General features: G+C 65.8%; 5 protein-coding genes. All 5 read left to right on the top strand.

The genetic code is table 11. The features are described from left to right. Positions 1-6: 6 nt before the first annotated feature. The 5 genes from PCOSP_RS13190 to PCOSP_RS13170 all read left to right on the top strand — a co-directional run bounded on the left by PCOSP_RS13190 (position 7) and on the right by PCOSP_RS13170 (position 21,659). On the top strand, positions 7-3,417 hold the full coding sequence (locus PCOSP_RS13190) for a condensation domain-containing protein (RefSeq protein ID WP_464711605.1): 3,411 nt from the start codon (positions 7-9) through the stop codon (positions 3,415-3,417). A gap of 17 nt (positions 3,418-3,434) precedes the next feature. Further along, a complete protein-coding gene (locus PCOSP_RS13185; RefSeq protein WP_139642333.1) occupies positions 3,435-4,481 on the top strand; it encodes a TauD/TfdA family dioxygenase in 1,047 nt (348 codons plus the stop codon). A gap of 111 nt (positions 4,482-4,592) precedes the next feature. Further along, entirely contained in the window at positions 4,593-7,652 is a 3,060-nt protein-coding gene (locus tag PCOSP_RS13180; protein ID WP_464711603.1) for a non-ribosomal peptide synthetase, read from the top strand. Between the two features lie 58 nt (positions 7,653-7,710). Next, positions 7,711-12,426 (top strand): amino acid adenylation domain-containing protein, encoded by a 4,716-nt coding sequence (locus PCOSP_RS13175; protein ID WP_464711601.1) that lies wholly within the window; start codon positions 7,711-7,713, stop codon positions 12,424-12,426. After that, complete coding sequence (locus PCOSP_RS13170; protein WP_464711599.1) at positions 12,402-21,659, top strand: non-ribosomal peptide synthetase; 9,258 nt, start codon at positions 12,402-12,404, stop codon at positions 21,657-21,659. The genes PCOSP_RS13175 and PCOSP_RS13170 overlap by 25 nt, the downstream gene beginning before the upstream one ends. The last annotated feature ends 4 nt before the right edge of the window (positions 21,660-21,663 follow it).

The raw sequence follows: 21,663 nt of genomic DNA, 5'->3' as shown, positions 1-21,663 counted from the left end.
TGCACAATGTCTTCATTCGAACAGTGGATCGAAGTGCTGGAAACCAATTCCCGGCGCTTTCCAGAACGTGCTGCCCTGCACTTTTTGCCGGACGGCGTCACGATCGGCGAAACCCTGACTTTCTCTCAATTGCATGAGCAGTCCCAGTCCCTGGCGGCCGCGTTGCAGTCGCGTTATGCGCCGGGTGATCGCGTGCTGTTGATGCTGCCCAGCAGCCTCGACTACGCCCGGGCGTTCTGTGCCTGCCTGTATGCCGGCATGATCGCCGTGCCGTTGTTTCCGCCGCCGTCGCGCAAACCGCGGCACCTCGAACGCGTGCGCAACGTGGTGGTGGACGCTGAGCCGGCACTGATTCTCGCCCCGGCAGATCACTGCGAAGGCTTGTTGGAACTGGTGGAGGGCCGTGTCGACGTGCTCACCGTCCAGCACCTGGGCACACCACCGCCCAGCCAATGGCAACGCCCGGCCATCGACGGTTCGACCGTGGCCTTCCTGCAATACACCTCCGGCTCCACCGGCTCGCCCAAGGGCGTCGAGGTGCGTCAGCGCAACCTGATCGCCAACGTCGAGCTGATGCGCCAGGCCTATGGTTTCGATGAGCACGGCGCCATGGTCAACTGGCTGCCGCTATACCACGACATGGGCCTGATCGGTGGCCTGCTGGCGCCGATCTACAGCGGTATGCCCTGCTACTTGATGGCTTCGCAAACCTTCGTCAACGCACCGTCGACCTGGTTGCAGGCATTGAGTCGCTACCGCGGCACCGTCAGTTTCGCGCCGAATTTCGCCTATGCCCTGTGCAATCGGGTGGTCAGCGACAACCTGATCGCCCAACTGGACCTGAGCGCCTGGAAACACGCCATCAACGGCGCCGAGCCGATCCACCCCGGCACCCTGGAAACCTTCGCCCAGCGCTTTGCCGCCTGTGGCCTCAACCCGTTGGCGATCAGCCCCGGTTACGGCCAGGCCGAAGCGACTCTGTGTGTCAGCGCTACGCCGGAAGACGCCTTGCCAGTGACGCTGCGCCTGGACAAAGCGGTGTTGGAAACCGGTCGCGTGGCCCTGGCGGCCGCCGGTGCCGCCGCCGTCGAATTCGTCGCCTGTGGCTTCCCCCAGGCTTTGCACAGCATTGCCATCGTCGACCCGCAAACCCATGAGCGCTGCGCTGCCGATCGCATCGGTGAAGTGTGGCTGAAGGGGCCGAGCAACGCCGAGTCCTATTGGAAAAACCCCGAGGCCACCCGCGAAGCCTTTGAAGCGCGCATTGTCGGCTCGACCGACCATTACCTGCGCTCCGGCGACCTGGGTTTCATGCACGAGGGCCAGGTGGTGATCTGCGGGCGGCTCAAGGACTTGCTGATTCTCAACGGACGCAACCTGTACCCCCACGACATCGAGTTCGCCATCACCGATGCCGAACCGGGCATCCGCACCGGGCGCATCGCCGCGTTCTCGGAAATGGACCCGACCCTGGGCCGGGAGAAACTGGTGATCGTCGCCGAGCCGCAGCGCAAGTTCGTCGACCCGGCGCGGCACCCGGCGCTGTTCGCCTCGATGCAGAACGCCGTGCGCGAAGCCGCCGACTGCGGCATCGACCAGATTGTGCTGGTGGAAGCCGGCACCATCCCGATGACCACCAGTGGCAAAATCGCCCGCCAAGGTGCGCGCAAGCAACTGGCGGCGGGTACGCTGAGCATCATCGCCCAGAGCGGCGGGCAGCTCGCTTCCAGCGGCGAAACCCTGGAACTCGGCCAACTCAGAGGTCTTGTGCAGGCTTCGGCGCAAGACGCCCAGGCCGCTTGCCGGCAATGGCTCCAGCAGACCTTGCACGGGGTGAATCCGTATCTGCTTCCAGACTTCGAACGGAGTCTGATCGGCCAAGGCCTGGACTCCATCGGCGTCGCCGATTTCGCCGCTCGCCTGCACAGAGACCTGGGCTGGAACCTCGATACTCAGAGCCTGTTCGGCGAACAGACGCTGGCGCACTGGGCGCAAGATCTGCTGGCGTTCCTCAGTGCACCATCAGCGGCGCTCACTCCGTCGGCCGAACGTACGGATGGCAGCGAAACTCGCCAGTCCTTCGCCCAACGCCGGCTGTGGTTCCTGCGCCAGATGAACCCGGACGACACCCGCCACAATCTGGTGCTGCACCTGCGCCTGCAAGGTCCATTGGACGTCGAGGGGTTGGCCGAGCGCTTGAACAGCCTCGTCAGCCGTCACAGCGTGCTGCGCACGGTCTATCGCGACGGTGTGGACGGCCCGCAGCAACAGGTTCTCCCCGCCACGCCTGTGCCGTTGAACTGGCACGGACAGACCGAACAGCAAGCGCTGCACGACTACCTGGCGAGCGAACACGCCACGCCGGTGGATCTGGTCAACGGTCCCCTGCTGCGGGCGCAGTTGCTGAGTCGAGATGAGCAGCAACACGATCTGCTGCTGACCGTACACCACATCGCCTTTGACGGTCGCTCGGCGCAAGTGCTGCTGGCGGAACTGGCTGGCTCGGCGGACGCCGGGTGGCCGGTGCAGTACCTCGATTTCGCCCAGTGGGAAGCGGCGCACTGGAGCGAACAGCGGATCGTCACCGAGCAGGACTTCTGGCGTGAGCATCTGGCCGGTCTGCCACAGACCCTCGAACTGGGCGGCAGTGGCCAGACCCCGGGCGAACACAGCCTGGACTTCAAGGTGCCCCATGCCCTCTGCGAGCCACTTTCGACGCTGGCCCGCGAACGCGGCATGACCTTGTTCATGCTGTTGCTGGCCAGCTATCAACTGGTGCTCAAGCAACTGGGCGGCCAACAACGATTCCTGTTGGGCACTGACGTCAGCGGCCGTCCACTGGCGGAGCACAATGACGTCATCGGTTTCTTCGTCAACCAGCTGACGTTGCGCTGCAACCTGCAGGGTGAACCGACCCTGGCCGGTTTCCTGGAGCGTGTTCGCGATGAGGCGCGCCTGGCCTATGCCCACCAGGGCCTGCCTTTCGACCTGGTGGTGTCGGCCCTGGCGCCGCAACGCCTGCCCGGTCACTCGCCATTGTTCCAGGTGAAGCTCAACTATCAGCCGTCACGAGTCACGCCGACCGCCATCGCCGGCGCGCACCTGCAGACCCTGGAGGTGGCACAGGCACCGGGAGATTTCCACCTGGTGCTCGACCTGGTGCACGGCACCGAAGGGCTCGACGCGACGCTCAAGTATCGCGGCGAATATTTCGACCAGGACCGCGCCTTGCGCCTGCAACACCTGTGGACGCGCCTGCTGGAAGAAACGCACCAGTTGCTGGACGAGCCGCTGCCGGCCCTGGCCGAGCGCATCGATACCTGGGACCAGGCCTTCCAGCGCGAGCGGCAACAGGCCCGGACGCTGGCCGGTCGCAGCCAGATGCTGCAAGCCAAACGTCGCTCAATGTCCCTTTAACCGAGTCGGATGCCGTTATGTCTACCCTGCCCCCATCGCCCCGCGCCCTTGGCGCCGTGCGCCGCAAAGCCATGAACGTCTCGGAACAGCAACTGGTCACCGAACGCCTGCTCAGCCCCGACCACGCCCTGCCGCTGGTGATCGAGCCGGCGGTCAGCGGCGTCGATCTGGTGGCCTGGGCCGCTGGCGAACGCGAGTCCCTGGAGAAAAAACTGCTGCAATACGGTGCCCTGCTGTTTCGCGGGTTCAACGTGGCGTCCGTCGAACAGTTCGACCAGGTGATCGCCACCCTCTCCCCCGGTGCCCTGGAATACATGTTCCGTGCTTCGCCCAGAACTCGGGTCGGCGGCAACATCTACACCTCGACCGACTACCCGGCCGACCAGATGATCTTCCCCCACAACGAACACTCCTATTCGCCGCGTTTCCCGCTGCGACTGTTCTTCTATTGCCAGCTTCCCTCCGAGACCGGTGGCGAAACCCCGATTGGCTCGACCCGTGCGGTCAAGGCCGCCATCAGCCCGGAGATCGAAGCACGCTTCCGGGAAAAAGGCGTGATGTACGTGCGCAACTATGGCGACGGTTTCGGCCTGCCGTGGCAGAGCGTGTTCCAGTCCGAAGACCGTAGCGACGTCGAAAGCTACTGCGCCAGCGTCGGCATCGAAGTGGAATGGAAAGACAACAATCGCCTGCGCACCCGCCAACGTGGACCCGCTGTGGTGCGCCATCCGCGCACGGGTGAAGAGGTCTGGTTCAACCACGCCACCTTCTTCCACATCAGCACCCTGCCGCCGCACATCCGCGATTCGCTGCAGAGCAACTTCACCGACCTCGACCTGCCCACCAACACCTTTTATGGCGACGGCGAACCCATCGAACCGCAGGTCCTGGAGTCGCTGCGGGCGGCCTACCTCGACTCGCTGGTGCGTTTCAGTTGGCAACAGGGCGATGTGTTGTTCATCGACAACATGCTCGCGGTCCACGGACGCGAACCCTTTACCGGCAGACGCGCAATCATGACCGGCATGGCCGAAGCCCTGCTGTCGAGCGACGTGACCCTTTGACTTTCAACGGCGGCACCCGTCGTTCGCCAGCGGCTTGCGTGACGGTCAGTCCGTAAGCCCCGGCGCCGGCGCTGCCCCCAGATCAAACCCCATTTTCCAGTCGAGTTGAACATGAGCGGACTTCAAGGTTTTCGTATTTCGCCGCAACAGGCAGCGCTGTATCCCCACATCAAGGGCGCTGCCGAGCACCCGTTCGGTTGTCACTTGCAATGGTCGCTGTCCGGCCCGACCGACGTCGACGCGCTGAACAGCCGCCTGCAAGCGTTGCTGGCTGCCAGTGAAATCCTGCGGACTCGCCTGATGCCGGTACCGGGCCTGCGTCATCCGGTGCAGGTGATCGACGAGACCGGCACACTGACGGTGGCCCAGCTGGATCTGCGCCAGCACAACAGCGCCGACCAGGATGCCGAACTGGCGCGCCTCGTTTCACACTCCCGGGACTTGGCCGCGCCGCTGGCCGTGACCCTGGTGCGCCTGGCGGATGACGCATCGGTGCTGGACCTGGCTGGCGCGGGCAGCCATTTCGACCTCGCCAGCCTCAGGCTGCTGGCCGACGCCTTGCTGCAAGATACCCCGGCGGATCTGTCCGAGGCCCTGCAATACGCCGACTACGCCGAATGGCGCTGGAACCTGGTGGAAGACGAACCCGACCATCCAGGCGTGAACTTCTGGAAAGCCTTGGACGAGGCCGAGCAGCCCACCTTGCAGCTGTCCCTTGAAGCGCCCTGCGGTGCCGGCTTCGCCCCTGCCCGACAGGCACTGGCCCTCCCCGCCGACCTTGCCCGTCACCCGGCCCTGACCTCGGCCTTGATGCTGGCCGCCTGGGCGGCGGTACTCGGCCGGTTGGCCGGTCAGCAACAGGTCCCGCTGACCCTGATCCACGAAAGCCGTGGCGCCGAACTGGACAACGTCCTGGGCGTGTTCGAACAGTGCCTGCCCCTGAACATCGACCTGGATGCCCAGACCACCCTGCTCCAGCAGAGCCAACAACTGGCTGCCTCGGTGGAACGCAGCACCGGCTGGCAAGACTATTACACCCGGGACCTCACTGCGGGCTACGCCTTCGCCTGGCGTTCGGGCGATACCCGGGAACGCTATGCCGACGCGCTGATGGGCCCGGTGAAAGCCTGCCTGAATGTCCGCCAGTTGCCAGACAGCCTGCACGCCAGCCTGAGCTACGATTGCCATACCCTGAGCACCGAAGCCGCACGCAGCCTTGGCGAACAATGGCTGCAATTGCTGCAAGGCGCCCTGGCCGAACCGCAACAGGCCTGGTCCCACCTGCCCCTCGGCGGACCGTTGCAATCGGCAATTATCGCGAACACACCGAGCTCGCCATCCATCGAGCCGCTGACCCTGGTGGACCTGATTGCCCGTCAGGTTCGTCAGCAACCGGACGCCATCGCCCTCAGCGACACCGACGGCGACCTGAGCTATGCCCGCCTCGACGCCTGCGCCACCCGTCTGGCCCATCAACTGGTGGCCGCCGGCATCGGCCGCGACGTGCCCGTCGGCATTCTGTTCCCCCGCAGCAACGCCGCCATCGTCGCCATGCTCGCGGTGTTGAAAGCCGGTGGCGCCTATGTGCCGATCGACCCGACCTATCCGGCCGATCGACGTGCCTACATGCTGGCCGACAGCGGCATCGCCCACATCGTGGTCAGTGCCGAATTGGCCGACAGCCTGCCGGCGACCCTGCAACGTTTCGTGCTGGATGACTTGAGCGAACACGACACGAGCGACCTGCCGCCGCTGCCCCTGCCTGACGCGAACGCCCTCGCCTACCTGATCTACACCTCGGGCTCCACCGGCGCACCGAAAGCCGTGGAAATCAGCCACGGCGCCCTGAGTTTCTCGACCCAGGTGCGCATGGCTGCCTATGAAACGCCCGTGCGCGCCTACCTGCTGTTGTCCTCGTTCGCCTTCGACAGCTCGGTCGCCGGGATCTTCTGGACCCTGGCCCAAGGTGGCCGGCTGGTACTGCCGGCGCCTGGGGAAGAACTGGAGATGGCGCGCCTGGCGCAGCTGGTTGCCCAGCACAAGGTCAGTCACGGCCTGTCGCTGCCCTCGCTCTATCAGGCCCTGCTCGATCAATTGCAGCGCAGCGCCAGCGCCGACAGCCTCGAGTGCTGGATCGTCGCCGGTGAAGCTTGCCCGCCGGCCCTGGTCGCCCAACACAGCAAGACCCTGCCACGCGCCCGTCTGGTGAACGAGTACGGCCCTACCGAAGCCACGGTCTGGGCCAGTCATGAGGTACTGGAGCCGAGCCGCAGCGTCAGCATCGGCCGTCCGATTGCCGGCATGGACCTGCGCCTGCTGAACGAGTTCGACCAGGCCTGCGGCATCGGTGAACCGGGTGAGATCGTCCTCGCCGGCCCGACCCTGGCGCGGGGCTACCGCAACAAACCGGAAGAAACCGCCAAAGCCTTCGTCACCCTGGCCGACGGCACTCGCGCCTACCGTACCGGTGACCTGGCCTGCTGGCTGGCCGACGGGCGCCTGGCGTTCCTCGGACGCAAGGACCATCAGGTCAAAGTGCGCGGCTATCGCATCGAACTCGGGGAAATCGAACGGCAACTGTGCAGCCACAGCGACGTGCGCGAAGCCGCGGTGATCGTGCAGGAGCATGCTGCCGGCAAACGCCTGCTCGCCTACGTCCTGGCCGCACATGGCTATGCACCGGACTCGGAGGCGATCAAGCGTTTCCTCGGTGAGCGCCTGCCGTCGTACATGGTCCCGGCCCAGGTGCTGACCCTGGCGACGTTCCCACGCACCCCCAACGGCAAACTCGACACCCGTCAGTTGCCCGACCCGGATCAGTTCGACGAAAGCACCCACGTCGCGCCGCGCAACGCCATGGAAACCACTTTGCAAGCCATCGTCGCCAAAGTCCTGAAGCTGGCGAACGTGAGCGTCACCGACAACTTCTTCGCCATCGGCGGTGACTCGATCCTGAGCCTGCAAGTGGTGGCCCAGGCCCATGAGCAAGGAATCGCGCTCTCGGCCAAACAAGTCTTCGAACGCCAGACCATCGCCGCCATGGCCGAGGTCGCGCAACCACTGGCCGAATCCGCCGCCCCGCTGGCAGACAGTGCCGAGTTCAGCGCCTCGGGCCTGTCCGACGACGAAATGCAAGCGCTGATGGCCGAACTGGACGAGGCCGACCTGTGAGTCGCTCCTCCCGTCGCCAGGCCATCACCGTTGCCCCCTTTTACGCAGGACGCTTTCAATGACCACCGAAAAAACCACCGGCAATCCAATCGAAGACGTTTACCCGCTGTCGCCGTTGCAGCAAGGGATGCTCTTCCACTCCCTGCTCCACGAAGACTCCGGTGTCTATCTGATGCAGGACCGCTACCGCATCGGCGGGGCCATCGATGAAGTGGCCTTCCTGGAATCATGGCGCCAGGTGGTGGCGCTACACCCTTCCCTGCGCGCCAGCTTCCAATGGAAAAGCCAGAAGCAACCGGTGCAGGTGATCCACCGCGAGGTCAAGGTTCCGCTGGACACCCTCGACCTGCGCGGGCTCGCCGCCCACGAGCAGGAAGCGCGCATCCGCAGCCTGCTGGAAGACGAACAGAAAGTCGGCTTCAACCTGTCGAAGCCACCGCTGATCCGCTTTCGGCTGGTGCGCCTGGCCGATGAGTCCTACGAATTCATTCGCAGCTTCCATCATATCCTGATGGATGCCTGGTGCATTTCCCTGGTGACGGTGGACTTCCTCAAGGTCTACGAGGCGCTGTGCAACGACCGGACTCCGGAGCTGAAAAGCCCACGGCCGTTTCGCGACTACATCCAGTGGCTGCAACGCCAGGACGCGGGCAAGGCCGAGCAATTCTGGCGCGGCCAACTGCAAGGCCTCAATGCGCCGACGCCGCTGACCGTGGACAACGGCGTGGCCCATGATCGCTACACCGACGCGGTGCTGGTGGACGATCAGTTGATTCACCTGAGCGAACAGCAAACCCAGGCGCTGGCGGCGTTCTGCCGTAGCCGTCGGATCACCCCGAACACCTTTTTCCAGGGCGTCTGGTCATTGTTGCTGTCGCGCTACAGCGGCCAACGGGACGTGGTCTTCGGCGTCACCGTGGCCGGTCGTCCGGCGGACCTGACCGGCGTTGCGGAAATGATCGGACTGTTCATCAATACCTTGCCGCTGCGGGTGTCGGTGGACCCGGACGCCTCCCTCGGCAGTTGGCTGGGTGATCTGCAAGGGCTCAACGTCGACATGCGCGACTTTGAACACACGCCCCTGACGGATATCCAGGGCTGGAGCGATTTCCCTCGTGGCGAAACCCTGTTCGACAGCATCCTGGTGTTCGAAAACGCCCCCATCGATGAGCAAATTCTCGAAGGTGGTTTCCAGTTCAGCCTCGAAGGCATGGACCACAGCGTGCACACCCACTACGGCTTGACCGTGGTGATCCTGCCCGGCGAACAACTGGGCATTCGCGTGTCCTATGACCGCGAACGCTTCGAAGCCGCCACCGTCGAGCGCCTGCTGGGCCATATCGCCAGCCTCGTAGCGGGCATGCTGGCAGCGCCGGATGCGCCGTTGAGTCATTTTGATTTGCTGGCCGTCGAGGAGCGCCAACAACTGTTGGGCGATTGGGCGGTCAATCCCCATGATTTCCCGCTGGATCAGAGCTACGCGCAGTTGTTTGCCCACCAGGTCGCCCAACGCGGCGGGCAGGTCGCCGCCCTCTGTGACGGCGAGTCCCTGACCTACGCCGAGCTGGACCAGCGCTCCACACGACTGGCCCACGCCTTGCGCGAGGCCGGCGCCGGCGAAGATCAACTGGTCGCCCTGGCCGCCCCCCGTGGCCTGGCGCTGTTGACCATGATGATTGCCGTGTTCAAGACCGGCGCGGCCATGCTGCCCCTGGAAGTCAATCATCCGCCTGAACGCCTGCGGGAGATCCTCAGCCTGTCCCGCGCGCCGTTGTTGGTCGCCAGCGAAGGTTGCAGCGTCCTGCTCGATCCGTTGCTCAGCGGTCTGGAGCAGGCCCCAGTGGCGCTGTTCGCCGAAGCCTGCTGGAAGACTGGCAACGACTCGCCACTACCTGTTCTCGGCCGTCCGGACAGCCTCGCCTACGTTCTCTTCACCTCGGGTTCGACCGGTACGCCGAAGGGCGTGATGATCGAACAACGCGGCATGCTCAATAACATCTTCGGCAAGGTCCCGGCCCTGGGGCTCGGCGCCGAAGACCGGATTCCGCAGACCGCTTCGGTGGCGTTCGACATTTCCGTGTGGCAGTTCCTCGCCGCGCCGGTGCTCGGTGCCACCGTGCACATCCTCCCGGACGAAGTCGCCCACGACCCGCAGCGCCTGCTGCAGGTACTCGCCAGCGAACGCCTGAGCGTGCTGGAAATCGTCCCGAGCCTGATGCGCACCCTGCTCGCCCTGTGCCCGTGCGACCTGCAACTGCCGGACCTGCGCTGGGTGCTGCCCACCGGTGAAGCCCTGCCGCCCACCGTGGCCCGGGACTGGTTCGCGCGCTTCCCCGACATCGCCTTGATGAATGCCTACGGGCCGGCCGAATGCGCCGACGACGTAGCGTTCCAGCCGATCTTCGAAGCCCCGGCCGCTTACATCAGCCACATGCCCATCGGCCAGCCGACCGCCAATAACCGCCTGTATGTGCTGGACGAAGCCCTGCGTCCGGTGCCCGTGGGTGTCGCTGGGGAAATCTGTGTCGGTGGCGTCGGGGTCGGCCGTGGCTACCTGCATGATCCGCAGCGCACTGCTGATGCGTTCATCGAACATCCGCAACTTGAAGGCCGCGTGTACCGCACCGGTGACTTGGGACGCTGGCGCGCAGACGGGGTGATCGAATACCTCGGCCGCCGCGACCAGCAGGTGAAACTGCGTGGCCACCGGATCGAACTGACCGAAATCGAACACCGCCTCGCGCAACACCCGAACGTGCGCGAAGCCGCCGTCCTGCTGCGGGAAAGCAGCGTCGGTGAGGCCTGGCTGGTGGCGTACTGGTCGGCCCATGACGACACTCTGGGCAGCGACGGCCTGGGCGAGCACCTGCGGGCGCAACTGCCGCCGTACATGGTCCCGGCCGCCTTCGTCTGCCTGGACAGCCTGCCGCTGAACAACAACGGCAAGGTCGATCGCAAGGCCCTGGCCGCCCGGGAACTGGACTGGCAGGCCGACGCCCAGCAAAGTATCGCCCCGCGCAACCCATTGGAAACCGCCGTGGCGGCGATCTGGGCCGAGGTCCTGGGGCGCGACACCGTGGGTGTGGAAGACAACTTCTTCACCCTCGGCGGCCATTCGTTGTTGGCGACCCAGATCGTTGCGCGACTGCGCAGCCATTTCAAACTCGACCTGCCGCTGCGCACGCTGTTCGAACAGCCCACCGTGGCCTTGCTGGCCGTGAGCATCGCCGCCCGTCAGGCCGACGCCGCCGCGCCACAAGCCGCCGCCCTCAAGTCACCGAAAGCCCAGCCGCGCCCGGCCCTGTTGCCGCTGTCGTTCTCGCAACAACGCCTGTGGTTCATCGAGCAACTGACCCCGGGCACGACGCTGTTCAACATCCCGTTCGCCCTGCACCTCAAGGGTGAACTCAATGTCCAGGCGCTGCATGCCAGCCTGAACGACCTGCTGGCGCGCCATGAAATCCTGCGCACCGGCATCCACAGCACCGACGGTGTGCCTTGCCAACGCATCAGCGAGTCGTTGGACATCGCCTTGCCCTTCGAGGACTTGTCCGGCCTGACCGCCACCGCCCGCGAAGGCGCGCAGTTCAATGCCCTGCAAGACACCTTCGAGCAACCGTTCGACCTGACCTCCCCGCCGTTGCTGCGTGCCCGCCTGCTGCGCCTGGCACCGGGAGAGCACGTACTGGGCATCGCCCTGCATCACCTGGTGTCGGACGCCTGGTCAGCCACCATCGCGCTGCGGGAACTGGCCCTCGGGTATGAAGCCCGTTGCAATGGCGCCGCCGCTGAACTGCCGGCCTTGCCGGTGCAATACGCCGACTTCGCCCTCTGGCAGCGCGAACACCTGCAAGGCGCCGAACTCAAGCGCCAGCTGGATTACTGGACCAGCACCCTGGACCGCCGCGACAGCGAAGGCAGCCCGCTGCTGGCGCTGCCCACCGACCATCCACGGCCGTCGATGCAGAGCTACCGCGCCGGGATCGTCCAGCGCGAACTCAGTGCCGACCTCAGCGGCCGGGTGCAAGCCTTCGCCAGCCGCCTCGGCACCACGCCGTTCACGGTGCTGTTCGCCGGCTTCACCGTGCTGATGCACCGCTTGAGCGGCGATGCCACCGTGCTGGTCGGCACCCCGGTCACCCACCGCGAACAACCGGGCACCGAAGGCCTGCTCGGCATTCTGCTGAACAACCTGGCAATACGGGCGGACTTCGAGCCCCAGGCCGACTTCACCGCCCTGGTGCAACAGGTGGCCGAGCGCCTGCGCAGCGGCCTGCTGCACCAGGACCTGCCCTTCGAGCAACTGGTGGATAGCCTGCAACTGCCCCGCAGCCTCAGCCACGCACCGCTGTACCAAGTGATGGTGGCCCAGCAACTGGCCATGGAGTCGCGGTTGCGCTTCCCGGGGCTGGAATTCGAAGCCCTGGACACTCCGTTGCGGCATTCGGAATGCGACCTGGATTTGCACGTGCTGTGCCCGGCCAATGCACCGATCCAACTGGAGCTGATGTTCGCCCTGGACCTGTTCGTCGCCGACAGCGCTCGCCAGACCCTGGCCCGCCTGGAGCACTTGCTCGAGCAGATGCTCGCCGAACCGCAACGCCCGGTGGCAGCCCTGCCGCTGTTGATGGACGCGGAATGGCAGCGCACGGTGGTGGAATGGAACCGTACCGAGATGGCGGTGCCCACCCATCTGACCTTTGCCCAACTGTTCGAACAACAGGCCGAGCGCACCCCGAGCGTGACGCGTTGTGCTTCGAGGGCCGTCGCCTGAGCTACGGCGAGTTGAACCGCCGGGCCAACCAGGTGGCGCACTATCTGCGCAGCCGTGGCGTGGTCGCCAATCGTCCGGTGGCGCTGTGTGTCGAGCGCTCGCTGGAACTGTTGGTCGGCCTGCTGGGGATTCTCAAGGCCGGCGGCGCCTATGTGCCGCTGGACCCGACCTACCCGGTGGATCGCCTCGCCTACATGCTCGAAGACGCGCAACCGGCGCTGTTCCTCGGCCAACAGGGCCTGTTGGAACAGTTGGGCGCCGACCTGCCACGCCTGCGCCTGGACAGCGACGCGGCGCTGTTCGCCGACCAGCCGGACGACAACCTGCCGCCGCTCGCCGGACCGGATGATCTGGCTTACATCATGTACACCTCCGGCTCGACCGGTAAGCCCAAGGGCACCCTGGTCACCAACGGTTCGGTGGTCAACCTGGCCTGGGCGCGGATCCATGGCCTGTACCGCCGTTACACCGACCAGCCGATGCGCACCAGCTTCAACTACTCGTTCGCCTTCGACAGCTCGGTGGCCGAACTCATCCTGCTGCTCGATGGCCACAGCCTGTACCTGACCCCGGAAGACGTGCGCTACGACCCACAAGCACTGGCGCAGTTCTTCGAAGAAACCCGCCTGGAGGCCTTCGAGTGCACCCCGGCGCAACTCAAGGCCCTGCTCGAAAGCGACGGCGTACGCCGTGGCGAGGTGTACCTGCCACGTTTCGTGCTGTTCGGTGGCGACGCCGTGGACGCGCAGTTGTGGCAACGCCTGCCGTCGATTGCCGGCAGCCGCTTCTTCAACACCTACGGCCCGACCGAGTGCACGGTGGATGCCACCGGTTGCGCGGTCGATGATTTCCCGGCGCGCCCCATCATCGGACGGCCGATTGCCAACGTGCGCACCTACGTTCTCGACGGGTTCCTCAACCCACTGCCGGTGGGCGTTCCGGGCGAACTGCACATCGGCGGTGCCGGGGTGACCCTGGGCTACCTCAACCGTGCCGAGCAGACCGCGAAGGTGTTCATCGAGGACCCCTTCTCGCCGCTGGAAGGCGCGCGGATGTACAAATCCGGCGACCTGGTGCGCTGGCTGCCCGACGGCCAGCTCGAATACCTCGGGCGCATGGACCATCAGGTGAAGATCCGTGGCTTCCGCGTCGAACTGGGGGAAATCGAAACCCTGATCGGCGCCCAACCCGGCGTCCGCCAGGCCGTGGTGCTGGCTCGGGAAGACGTGCCCGGCGAGAAGCGCCTGGTGGCCTACGTGACCTGTGACGAGCAGGCCGATGTCAACGCCTGGCGCAAGACCATCGGCGCCGCCCTGCCCGACTACATGGTGCCTTCGGCGTTTGTGCTGCTCGATGAACTGCCGCTGACCGACAACGGCAAACTCAATCGCAAGGCCCTGCCGGCCCCGGACATCCAAGCCGCGCCGGACGCCCTCGATCCGCCACGCAGCAGCGCCGAACGACAACTCGCCGCGCTGTGGTCGGAGTTGCTGAAGGTGCCGTCGACGCAGATCGGTCGCGACAGCCATTTCTTCTACCTCGGCGGTCATTCGCTGCTGGCAGCGGCGTTGTTTGCCCGTCTGCGCCAACAGTTCGCCACGGTGCCGCCGCTGCGGGCCGTGTTCGAACATCCGACCCTGGAGGCCCTGGCCGCGCTGCTGGGCGATCCGCTGCAAGCGTCCGCCGCGACCTTCGTCCCGGCACCACGTCCCGCGCGCTTGCCGTTGTCGTTCGAACAGCAACGCCTGTGGTTCCTGGAACAACTGAGCGCCGGCGGTGGCGAATACAACGTGGTCAGCGCCGTGCAATTGGACGGTGAGCTCGACACCCAGGCCCTGCAAGCGGCCCTGAACAGTGTGGTGCAACGTCACGAAATCCTGCGCAGCCGCATCGTGCGCGAGAGCGATGGCGAGTTGGCGCTGGTCATCGAGCCACAAGTCGACATCACCTTGCAGTCGACAGCCCTGGAAGCCACCAGCGACGCGCACTGGCAGCAACTGAGCGACGACGCCATCCACGCAGAAACCGGACGCCGTTTCGACCTCGCCAGCCAAGTGCCGATCCGCGCCACCCTGCTGCAACGCAGCGGTCACACCCAGGCCTTGTTGTTGCTCACCGTGCACCACTGCGCCACCGACGATGCCTCCAGCCAGAATCTGCTGGATGAACTGGGCCGCTGCTACAGCGCCCATTGCCAGGGCACGGCAGCCACGCTGCCGGAACTGGTGCTGCAATACCCCGACTACGCCCTCTGGCAGCGCGAGCCGGGTCAACAGAGCGCGTTCAGCAGCCAGTTGGAATACTGGCGTGGGCAACTGGAGGACGGCGACTACCTGCTGGACCTGCCCACCGAACAGGGCCGCCCCAACCACCTCGCCCCGGCAGCCGGTGCGGTGCAATTGCAACTGCCGCCGGCCCTGGTCGGACGTCTGCGACAGTTCGCCCAGCAACGCGGCGCCACCCTGTACATGCTGATGCTCAGCGCCGCGCAATTGCTGCTGGGTCGCTATGCCAACCAGCGCGACGTGCGGGTCGGCAGCCCGGTGGCCCAACGTCCGTTCGCCGAGCTGCAGCCGCTGATCGGTTGCTTCGTCAATACCGTGGTCATGCGCGCCGATCTCGATCCGAGCCTGGACTTCGAAGGCTTGCTGAATCAGGTCCGTCACCGCGTACTGGACGCCCAGCAGCATCAGGACGTGCCGTTCGACCAGGTTGTCGAGCACCTCAAGCCGGCCCGCAGCCTCGGCCAGACGCCGTTGTTCCAGGTGCTGTTCGCCATGCAGAACGCCGATGCGTCCTGCCCGCACTGGCCGTCGTTGCAGGTCAGCGAACGCGCCGTGAGCGCCCAGGCCACCAAGTACGATTTGAACTGGGAAGTGTATGACGGCGAGGTGCTGTCGGTGTTGCTGGAATACCGCGCCGCGCTGTTCAGCGAAACCACCGCCCGGCGTTGGCTGGAGCAATGGCAGCAACTGCTGGAAGCCATGCTCGATGCACCACAGACCCGCCTCGCGGACTGGTCGCCGTTGGCAGCGACAGAGCGCCAGCGTCAATTGGCCGAATGGAACGCCAGCGAGCGCCATTACAGCGGCCCCACCGACCTGCACACCGCCCTCAGCGAACAAGCGGCCCTCAGCCCCAATGCCCCGGCGCTGGTGTTCGAAGGCCAACGCCTGAGCTACGCCGAGCTGGATAGCCGGGCACAAGCCGTTGCCCGGGCCCTGCGTGCGGCCGGCATCGGCACCGATGACATCGTGCCGGTATGCATGGAGCGCTCGGTGGACATGGTCGTCGCCCTGCTCGGCATCGTCCACGCCGGCGCCGCGTGGCTGCCGCTGGATCCGGAACTGCCCGCCGGGCGCCTGGCCTTCCTGATCGAAGATGCCGACGCCAAGGTCAGCCTGACCCAGGCGCAGTGGTTGTCGCGCCTGCCAACCGGCCATCAGGCCTGGACCCTCGACACCCTGCCCCAGGCTCCGGCGTTCGACCCGATCAGCGTCGCGGCCAGCGACCTGGCCTACGTGCTCTACACCTCCGGCTCCACCGGCCAACCGAAAGGCGTGATGAACGAACACGGCGCCTTGATGAACCGCCTGTACTGGATGCAGGACGCGTTCCCGATTGGTCCGAACGACCGGGTGCTGCAGAAAACCCCGTACAGCTTCGACGTCTCGGTGTGGGAGTTCTTCTGGCCGCTGATCACTGGCGCCACCCTGGTGGTCGCCCGTCCGGATGGTCATCGCGACCCCGCGTACCTCAGCCAGTTGATCCAGCAAGAACAAGTCACGACGTTGCACTTCGTACCGTCGATGCTCCGCGCCTTTGTCGAGGAGCCGAGCCTGGTCGACTGCCGCAGCCTGCGCCAGGTGTTTGCCAGCGGCGAAGCGCTGCCGGTGGATCTGGTCCGGCGTTTCATGGGCCAACACCCGGCGGCACTGGTCAACCTGTACGGCCCGACCGAAGCGGCCATCGACGTGTCGGTCTGGCGCTGCTCGGTGGACGACGTAATCGTGCCCATCGGCAAACCCATCGCCAACCTGCGCCTGTACATCCTCGACGAAAGCCTGCAACCGCTGCCCATCGGCAGCATCGGTGAGCTGTACATCGGCGGTGTCGGCGTCGCTCGCGGTTACCTCAAGCGTCCGGACCTGACCGAGGAACGCTTCCTCGCCAGCCCGTTCGTCGACGGTGATCGCCTGTACCGCACCGGCGACCGCTGCCGCTTCCTGGCCGATGGCAACATCGAATACCTCGGACGTCTGGATCACCAGGTGAAGCTGCGCGGCCAGCGTATCGAACTTGGCGAAATCGACGCTGAGCTGCTGGCGCAAAGCGGTGTGCGCGACGCCGCGACCCTGCTGCTGGAGCGACGCTTGGTGAGTTTCTGGTGCGGTGACGCCGACGAGGCTGCCATTCGCAGCGCACTGAGCGACAACCTGCCCTCGCACATGCTGCCCAGCTTCTTCGTCCAGCTCGACAGCCTGCCCCTGAACAGCAACGGCAAACTCGACCGCAAGGCCCTCGCCGCGACCCCGCTGCCGGAACACCACAGTGACCGGCCGTATACCGCGCCGCGCACCGCCACGCAAAGCGCGCTCTGCGAGCTGTTCAGCGAAGTGCTGGAGTGCGCGTCGGTGGGCATCGAAGATCACTTCTTCCAGCTCGGCGGCCATTCCCTCTTGGCGACCCGACTGGTCAGCCGGGTCCGTGAACGCCTGGGGGTTTCCCTGCCGTTGGCAGTGGTGTTCGAACGCCCGACAGTCGCGGCCCTCGCCGATTACCTGGGCGTGGCGACAGTGGACGAATCGATCACCGCGCAGCCGCGTCCGGCGGCACTTCCCTTGGGGCTGGCGCAGAAGCGCTTCTGGATGCTCAGTCGCCTGGTGCCGGACTCCCGCGAGTACCACATGCCGTTCGCCCTGACGTTACGCGGCGAGCTGCAGGTCCGCGTCTTGCGCGACGCCTTCGAACAGGTGAGCCAACGCCACCTGGTGCTGCGCAGCCGGATTGTCGAAGTCCAGGGCGAGCCGCAGCTGCTGATCGACGACCATGGGCCAGCGCTCGCGGTCACGGCCGTTGCCACACAGGATTGGACCGCGACCTGCGCCAAGGCCCAAGCCGAGTTGATGGCGCCGTTCGACCTGGCAGCCGCCGCACCTTGGCGTGCCCATCTGTTGCAACGCCAGGACAGCGACGAAAACCTGTTGCTGGTGTGCCTGCACCACAGCGCCACCGACGGTTGGGCCATGCAATTGCTCATCGACGAGCTGACCCAGGCCTACGCCGCCGGCCTCGATGGACAGTCGCCGGCCTGGACGCCGCTGGCGATCGACTATGTCGACTTCGCCCTGTGGCAACAGCACCCGGACACCCAGGCCCGACGCAATGACAGCCTGGATTACTGGAAAAACCACCTGGGCCAGGACGACTACCAGCTCGACCTGCCTATCGACCATCCACGGGGCGCCGAAGCCGATCGTCGGGCCCGGCAACTGGTCGTCAACCTCGGTGCCCAGCGCGCCGAATCGATCCGCCAGTTCGCCCGTCAGCGCGGCACCACCAGCTACGTGGTGCTGGCCTCGGCCCTGAGCGCACTGCTGGCGCGTTACAGCGGTCAGCGCGAGATTCGTCTCGGCACCCCGGCAGACCAGCGCGATCAGCCGCAATCCCAGACGTTGCTGGCCTGCCTGGTCAACACCCTGGTGATCCGCAGCGAAGTCGACCAGCGGGCCCCGGCCGAGCAATTGCTCGCCAGTCTCGAAGCCGATCTGCGTGCGGCCCAGGCCCACGCGGACCTGCCCTTCGCCACCCTGGTCGGCGCCGTCGCCCAACACCGCGACCTGAACCGCACGCCGCTGTTCCAGGTGCTGTTCTCCCTCAACTATGGCCGCGTGGACAGCAGCCAATGGCCGGGACTGGAGGTCGAAGAGCAGACGCTGCCGGTGATCGACGCCAAGTTCGAACAGAGCTGGGAAGTCCAGGATGACGGCAACGACATGACCCTGGCGCTGGAATACCAAGCGGCGCTGTTCGACGAGTCGACGATGCAACGCTGGAGCGCGCAGTGGTGTGCGCTGCTGGATGCGTTGGTGGCGGCGCCTGGGCGAACGCTGATCGAGCTGTTCCCGCAGCAGCAGGATCAGCAGCAACTGGACCGCTGGAACGCCACCGAGCGTCACTACAGCGGCCCGACCAACCTGCACACCGCCCTCAGCCAACAAGCGGCCCTCAGCCCCAACGCCCCGGCGCTGGTGTTCGAAGCTCAACGCCTGAGCTACGCCGAGCTGGATCAACGGGCGCAAGCCGTTGCCCGGGCCCTGCGTGCGGCCGGCATCGGCACCGATGACATCGTGCCGGTGTGCATGGAGCGCTCGGTGGACATGGTCGTCGCCCTGCTCGGCATCGTCCATGCCGGGGCCGCGTGGCTGCCGCTGGATCCGGAGCTGCCCGCCGGGCGCCTGGCCTTCCTGATCGAAGATGCCGACGCCAAGGTCAGCCTGACCCAGGCGCAGTGGTTGTCGCGCCTGCCAACCGGTCATCAGGCCTGGACCCTCGACACCCTGCCCCAGGCTCCGGCGTTCGACCCGATCAGCGTTACTGCCAACGACTTGGCCTACGTGCTCTACACCTCCGGCTCCACCGGCCAACCGAAAGGCGTGATGAACGAACACGGCGCCTTGATGAACCGCCTGTACTGGATGCAGGACGCGTTCCCGATTGGTCCGAACGACCGGGTGCTGCAGAAAACCCCGTACAGCTTCGACGTCTCGGTGTGGGAGTTCTTCTGGCCGCTGATCACTGGCGCCACCCTGGTGGTCGCCCGTCCGGATGGTCATCGCGACCCCGCGTACCTCAGCCAGTTGATCCAGCAAGAACAAGTCACGACGTTGCACTTCGTACCGTCGATGCTCCGCGCCTTTGTCGAGGAGCCGAGCCTGGTCGACTGCCGCAGCCTGCGCCAGGTGTTTGCCAGCGGCGAAGCGCTGCCGGTGGATCTGGTCCGGCGTTTCATGGGCCAACACCCGGCGGCACTGGTCAACCTGTACGGCCCGACCGAAGCGGCCATCGACGTGTCGGTCTGGCGCTGCTCGGTGGACGACGTAATCGTGCCCATCGGCAAACCCATCGCCAACCTGCGCCTGTACATCCTCGACGAAAGCCTGCAACCGCTGCCCATCGGCAGCATCGGTGAGCTGTACATCGGCGGTGTCGGCGTCGCTCGCGGTTACCTCAAGCGTCCGGACCTGACCGAGGAACGCTTCCTCGCCAGCCCGTTCATCGACGGTGATCGCCTGTACCGTACCGGCGACCGCTGCCGCTTCCTGGCCGATGGCAACATCGAATACCTCGGACGTCTGGATCACCAAGTGAAGCTGCGCGGCCAGCGTATCGAACTCGGTGAGATCGACGCCGCGGTGCTGAACCTGCCGGCCATCACCGGGGCCTGCACCCTGGTCATCGATAACCGGCTGGTGGCGTTCTACAGCAGCAGCGCGGCGCAATCGGGCCTCGACACCCTGCTCGCCGCCGAGTTGCCGGCCTACATGGTGCCGGCGGTGTGGGTCCACGTCCCGACGCTGCCGCTCAACAGCAACGGCAAGATCGACCGCAAGGCCCTGGCGGCCCTGCCCTTGCCGCAAACCCAGAAAGACTACGCCGCGCCGCGCAACGCGCTGGAAAGCCTGTTGTGCCAGTTGTTCGGCGAGCTGCTTGGCGAAAGTCTGACCGGCGGCCGCGAGGTCGGCACCACCGACAGTTTCTTCGCCTTGGGCGGGGATTCGATTCTCGGTCTGAAGCTGATCTCACGCCTGCGCGAACACGGCTACTCGCTGACGCCACGGGACCTGTTCCGCTCGCCCACCCCGGCGGCGCTGGCCCAGGTGACCACGGCCCTGCTGACCCAGGCCGAACAGGGCGAAGTGACCGGTACGATGCCGCTGATGCCTTTGCACCAGTGGTTCTTCGACCAACAGCAACCCCAGGCCGCGCACTGGAACCAGTCCGTGCTGGCCGACAGCGACCGGCGTCTTGAGCCAGCCATCGTGCAGGCGGTGTTGGATCGCTTGGTCGCGCACCACGACGCCCTGCGCTTGCGCTTCGCCGAGGTCGATGGACAGTGGCAAGCACGGATCGCTCCTGTAGCGCCGGCGCAAATGACTTGCTGCGAGCACCCGGATCAACTGCTACAGGTCGCACAAAGCCTGGACCTGCAACACGGTCCCCTGTTTGCCGCTGCCCTGCTGGAAGGTGAACCGCAGCGCCTGTATCTGGTGGCTCATCACCTGGTGGTGGATGCGGTGTCCTGGACGCCGCTGCTGGAGGATTTCCAACAGCTGTATTCAGGACTGGAGCGCGGCGAACAAACCACCTTGCCGGCGAAAACCACCTCCTACCGCCAGTGGGCCGAGCACCTGCATGCCCACGCCGCCAAGGTCGCGGGCGAACAGCGCTACTGGAGCACTCAGATCAGCGTGAACCGGTCGCCGGTTGCCACCGTGGCCGAGCGCCGGACCCTGTCGGCCCGTTGGGAGGTCACCCGCACCCACCAATGGCTGACCGAGTCCCACGCAGCGTACCGCACGCAACCGGAAGAACTGCTGATCGCCGCCCTCGCCGCGACCCTGGCGGAAACCGAAGATCGCAGTGACATCGTCGTGGATCTGGAGCGCCATGGCCGCGATGCGCCTTTCGACGGCCTGGACGTCAGCCGCACGGTCGGCTGGTTCACCACGCTGTTGCCGTTGCGCGTCAGCGCCAGCGGCGCCCGTGGCGACCAGGTGCGCAACGCCAAGGAAACCTTGCGTGCCGTGCCGGGCCAGGGCCTTGGCTACGGCTTGCTGCGTCAACGGGGTGAACTGCCGGCCAGTCATGGCGATGTGCTGTTCAACTACCTCGGACATGAGCAAACGCCCGAGGGCTGGTTGCGCGCCAGCAGCATGACCCCACCGGCGGACGTGTCGCCGGCCAACCGGGTGACCCATGCTCGCGAAGTGGTGGCGTGGCTGGAGGACGGCGTGTTGCGTGTCGAATGGCACAGCGTCACGCCGGAGGCCGACAGCCGCTTGCCCGCTCGCCTGTTGGAGCACCTGCAAGCGCTGGTCGAGCACTGCCTCGATCCGCAGGCCGGCGCGCTGATGCCCTCGGACTTCCCGCTCGCCAAGGCGCTGAACCAGAAGTCCCTGGACAAACTGCTGGGCAAGCTCAAGACCAAACCGAACTCCCAAAGCCAGTGAGTGG

This window comes from Pseudomonas sp. MAFF 730105 (genome assembly GCF_055380705.1).
Note: the sequence above shows the minus strand (reverse complement) of the source record. Positions and strands in the feature narration are given on the sequence as shown.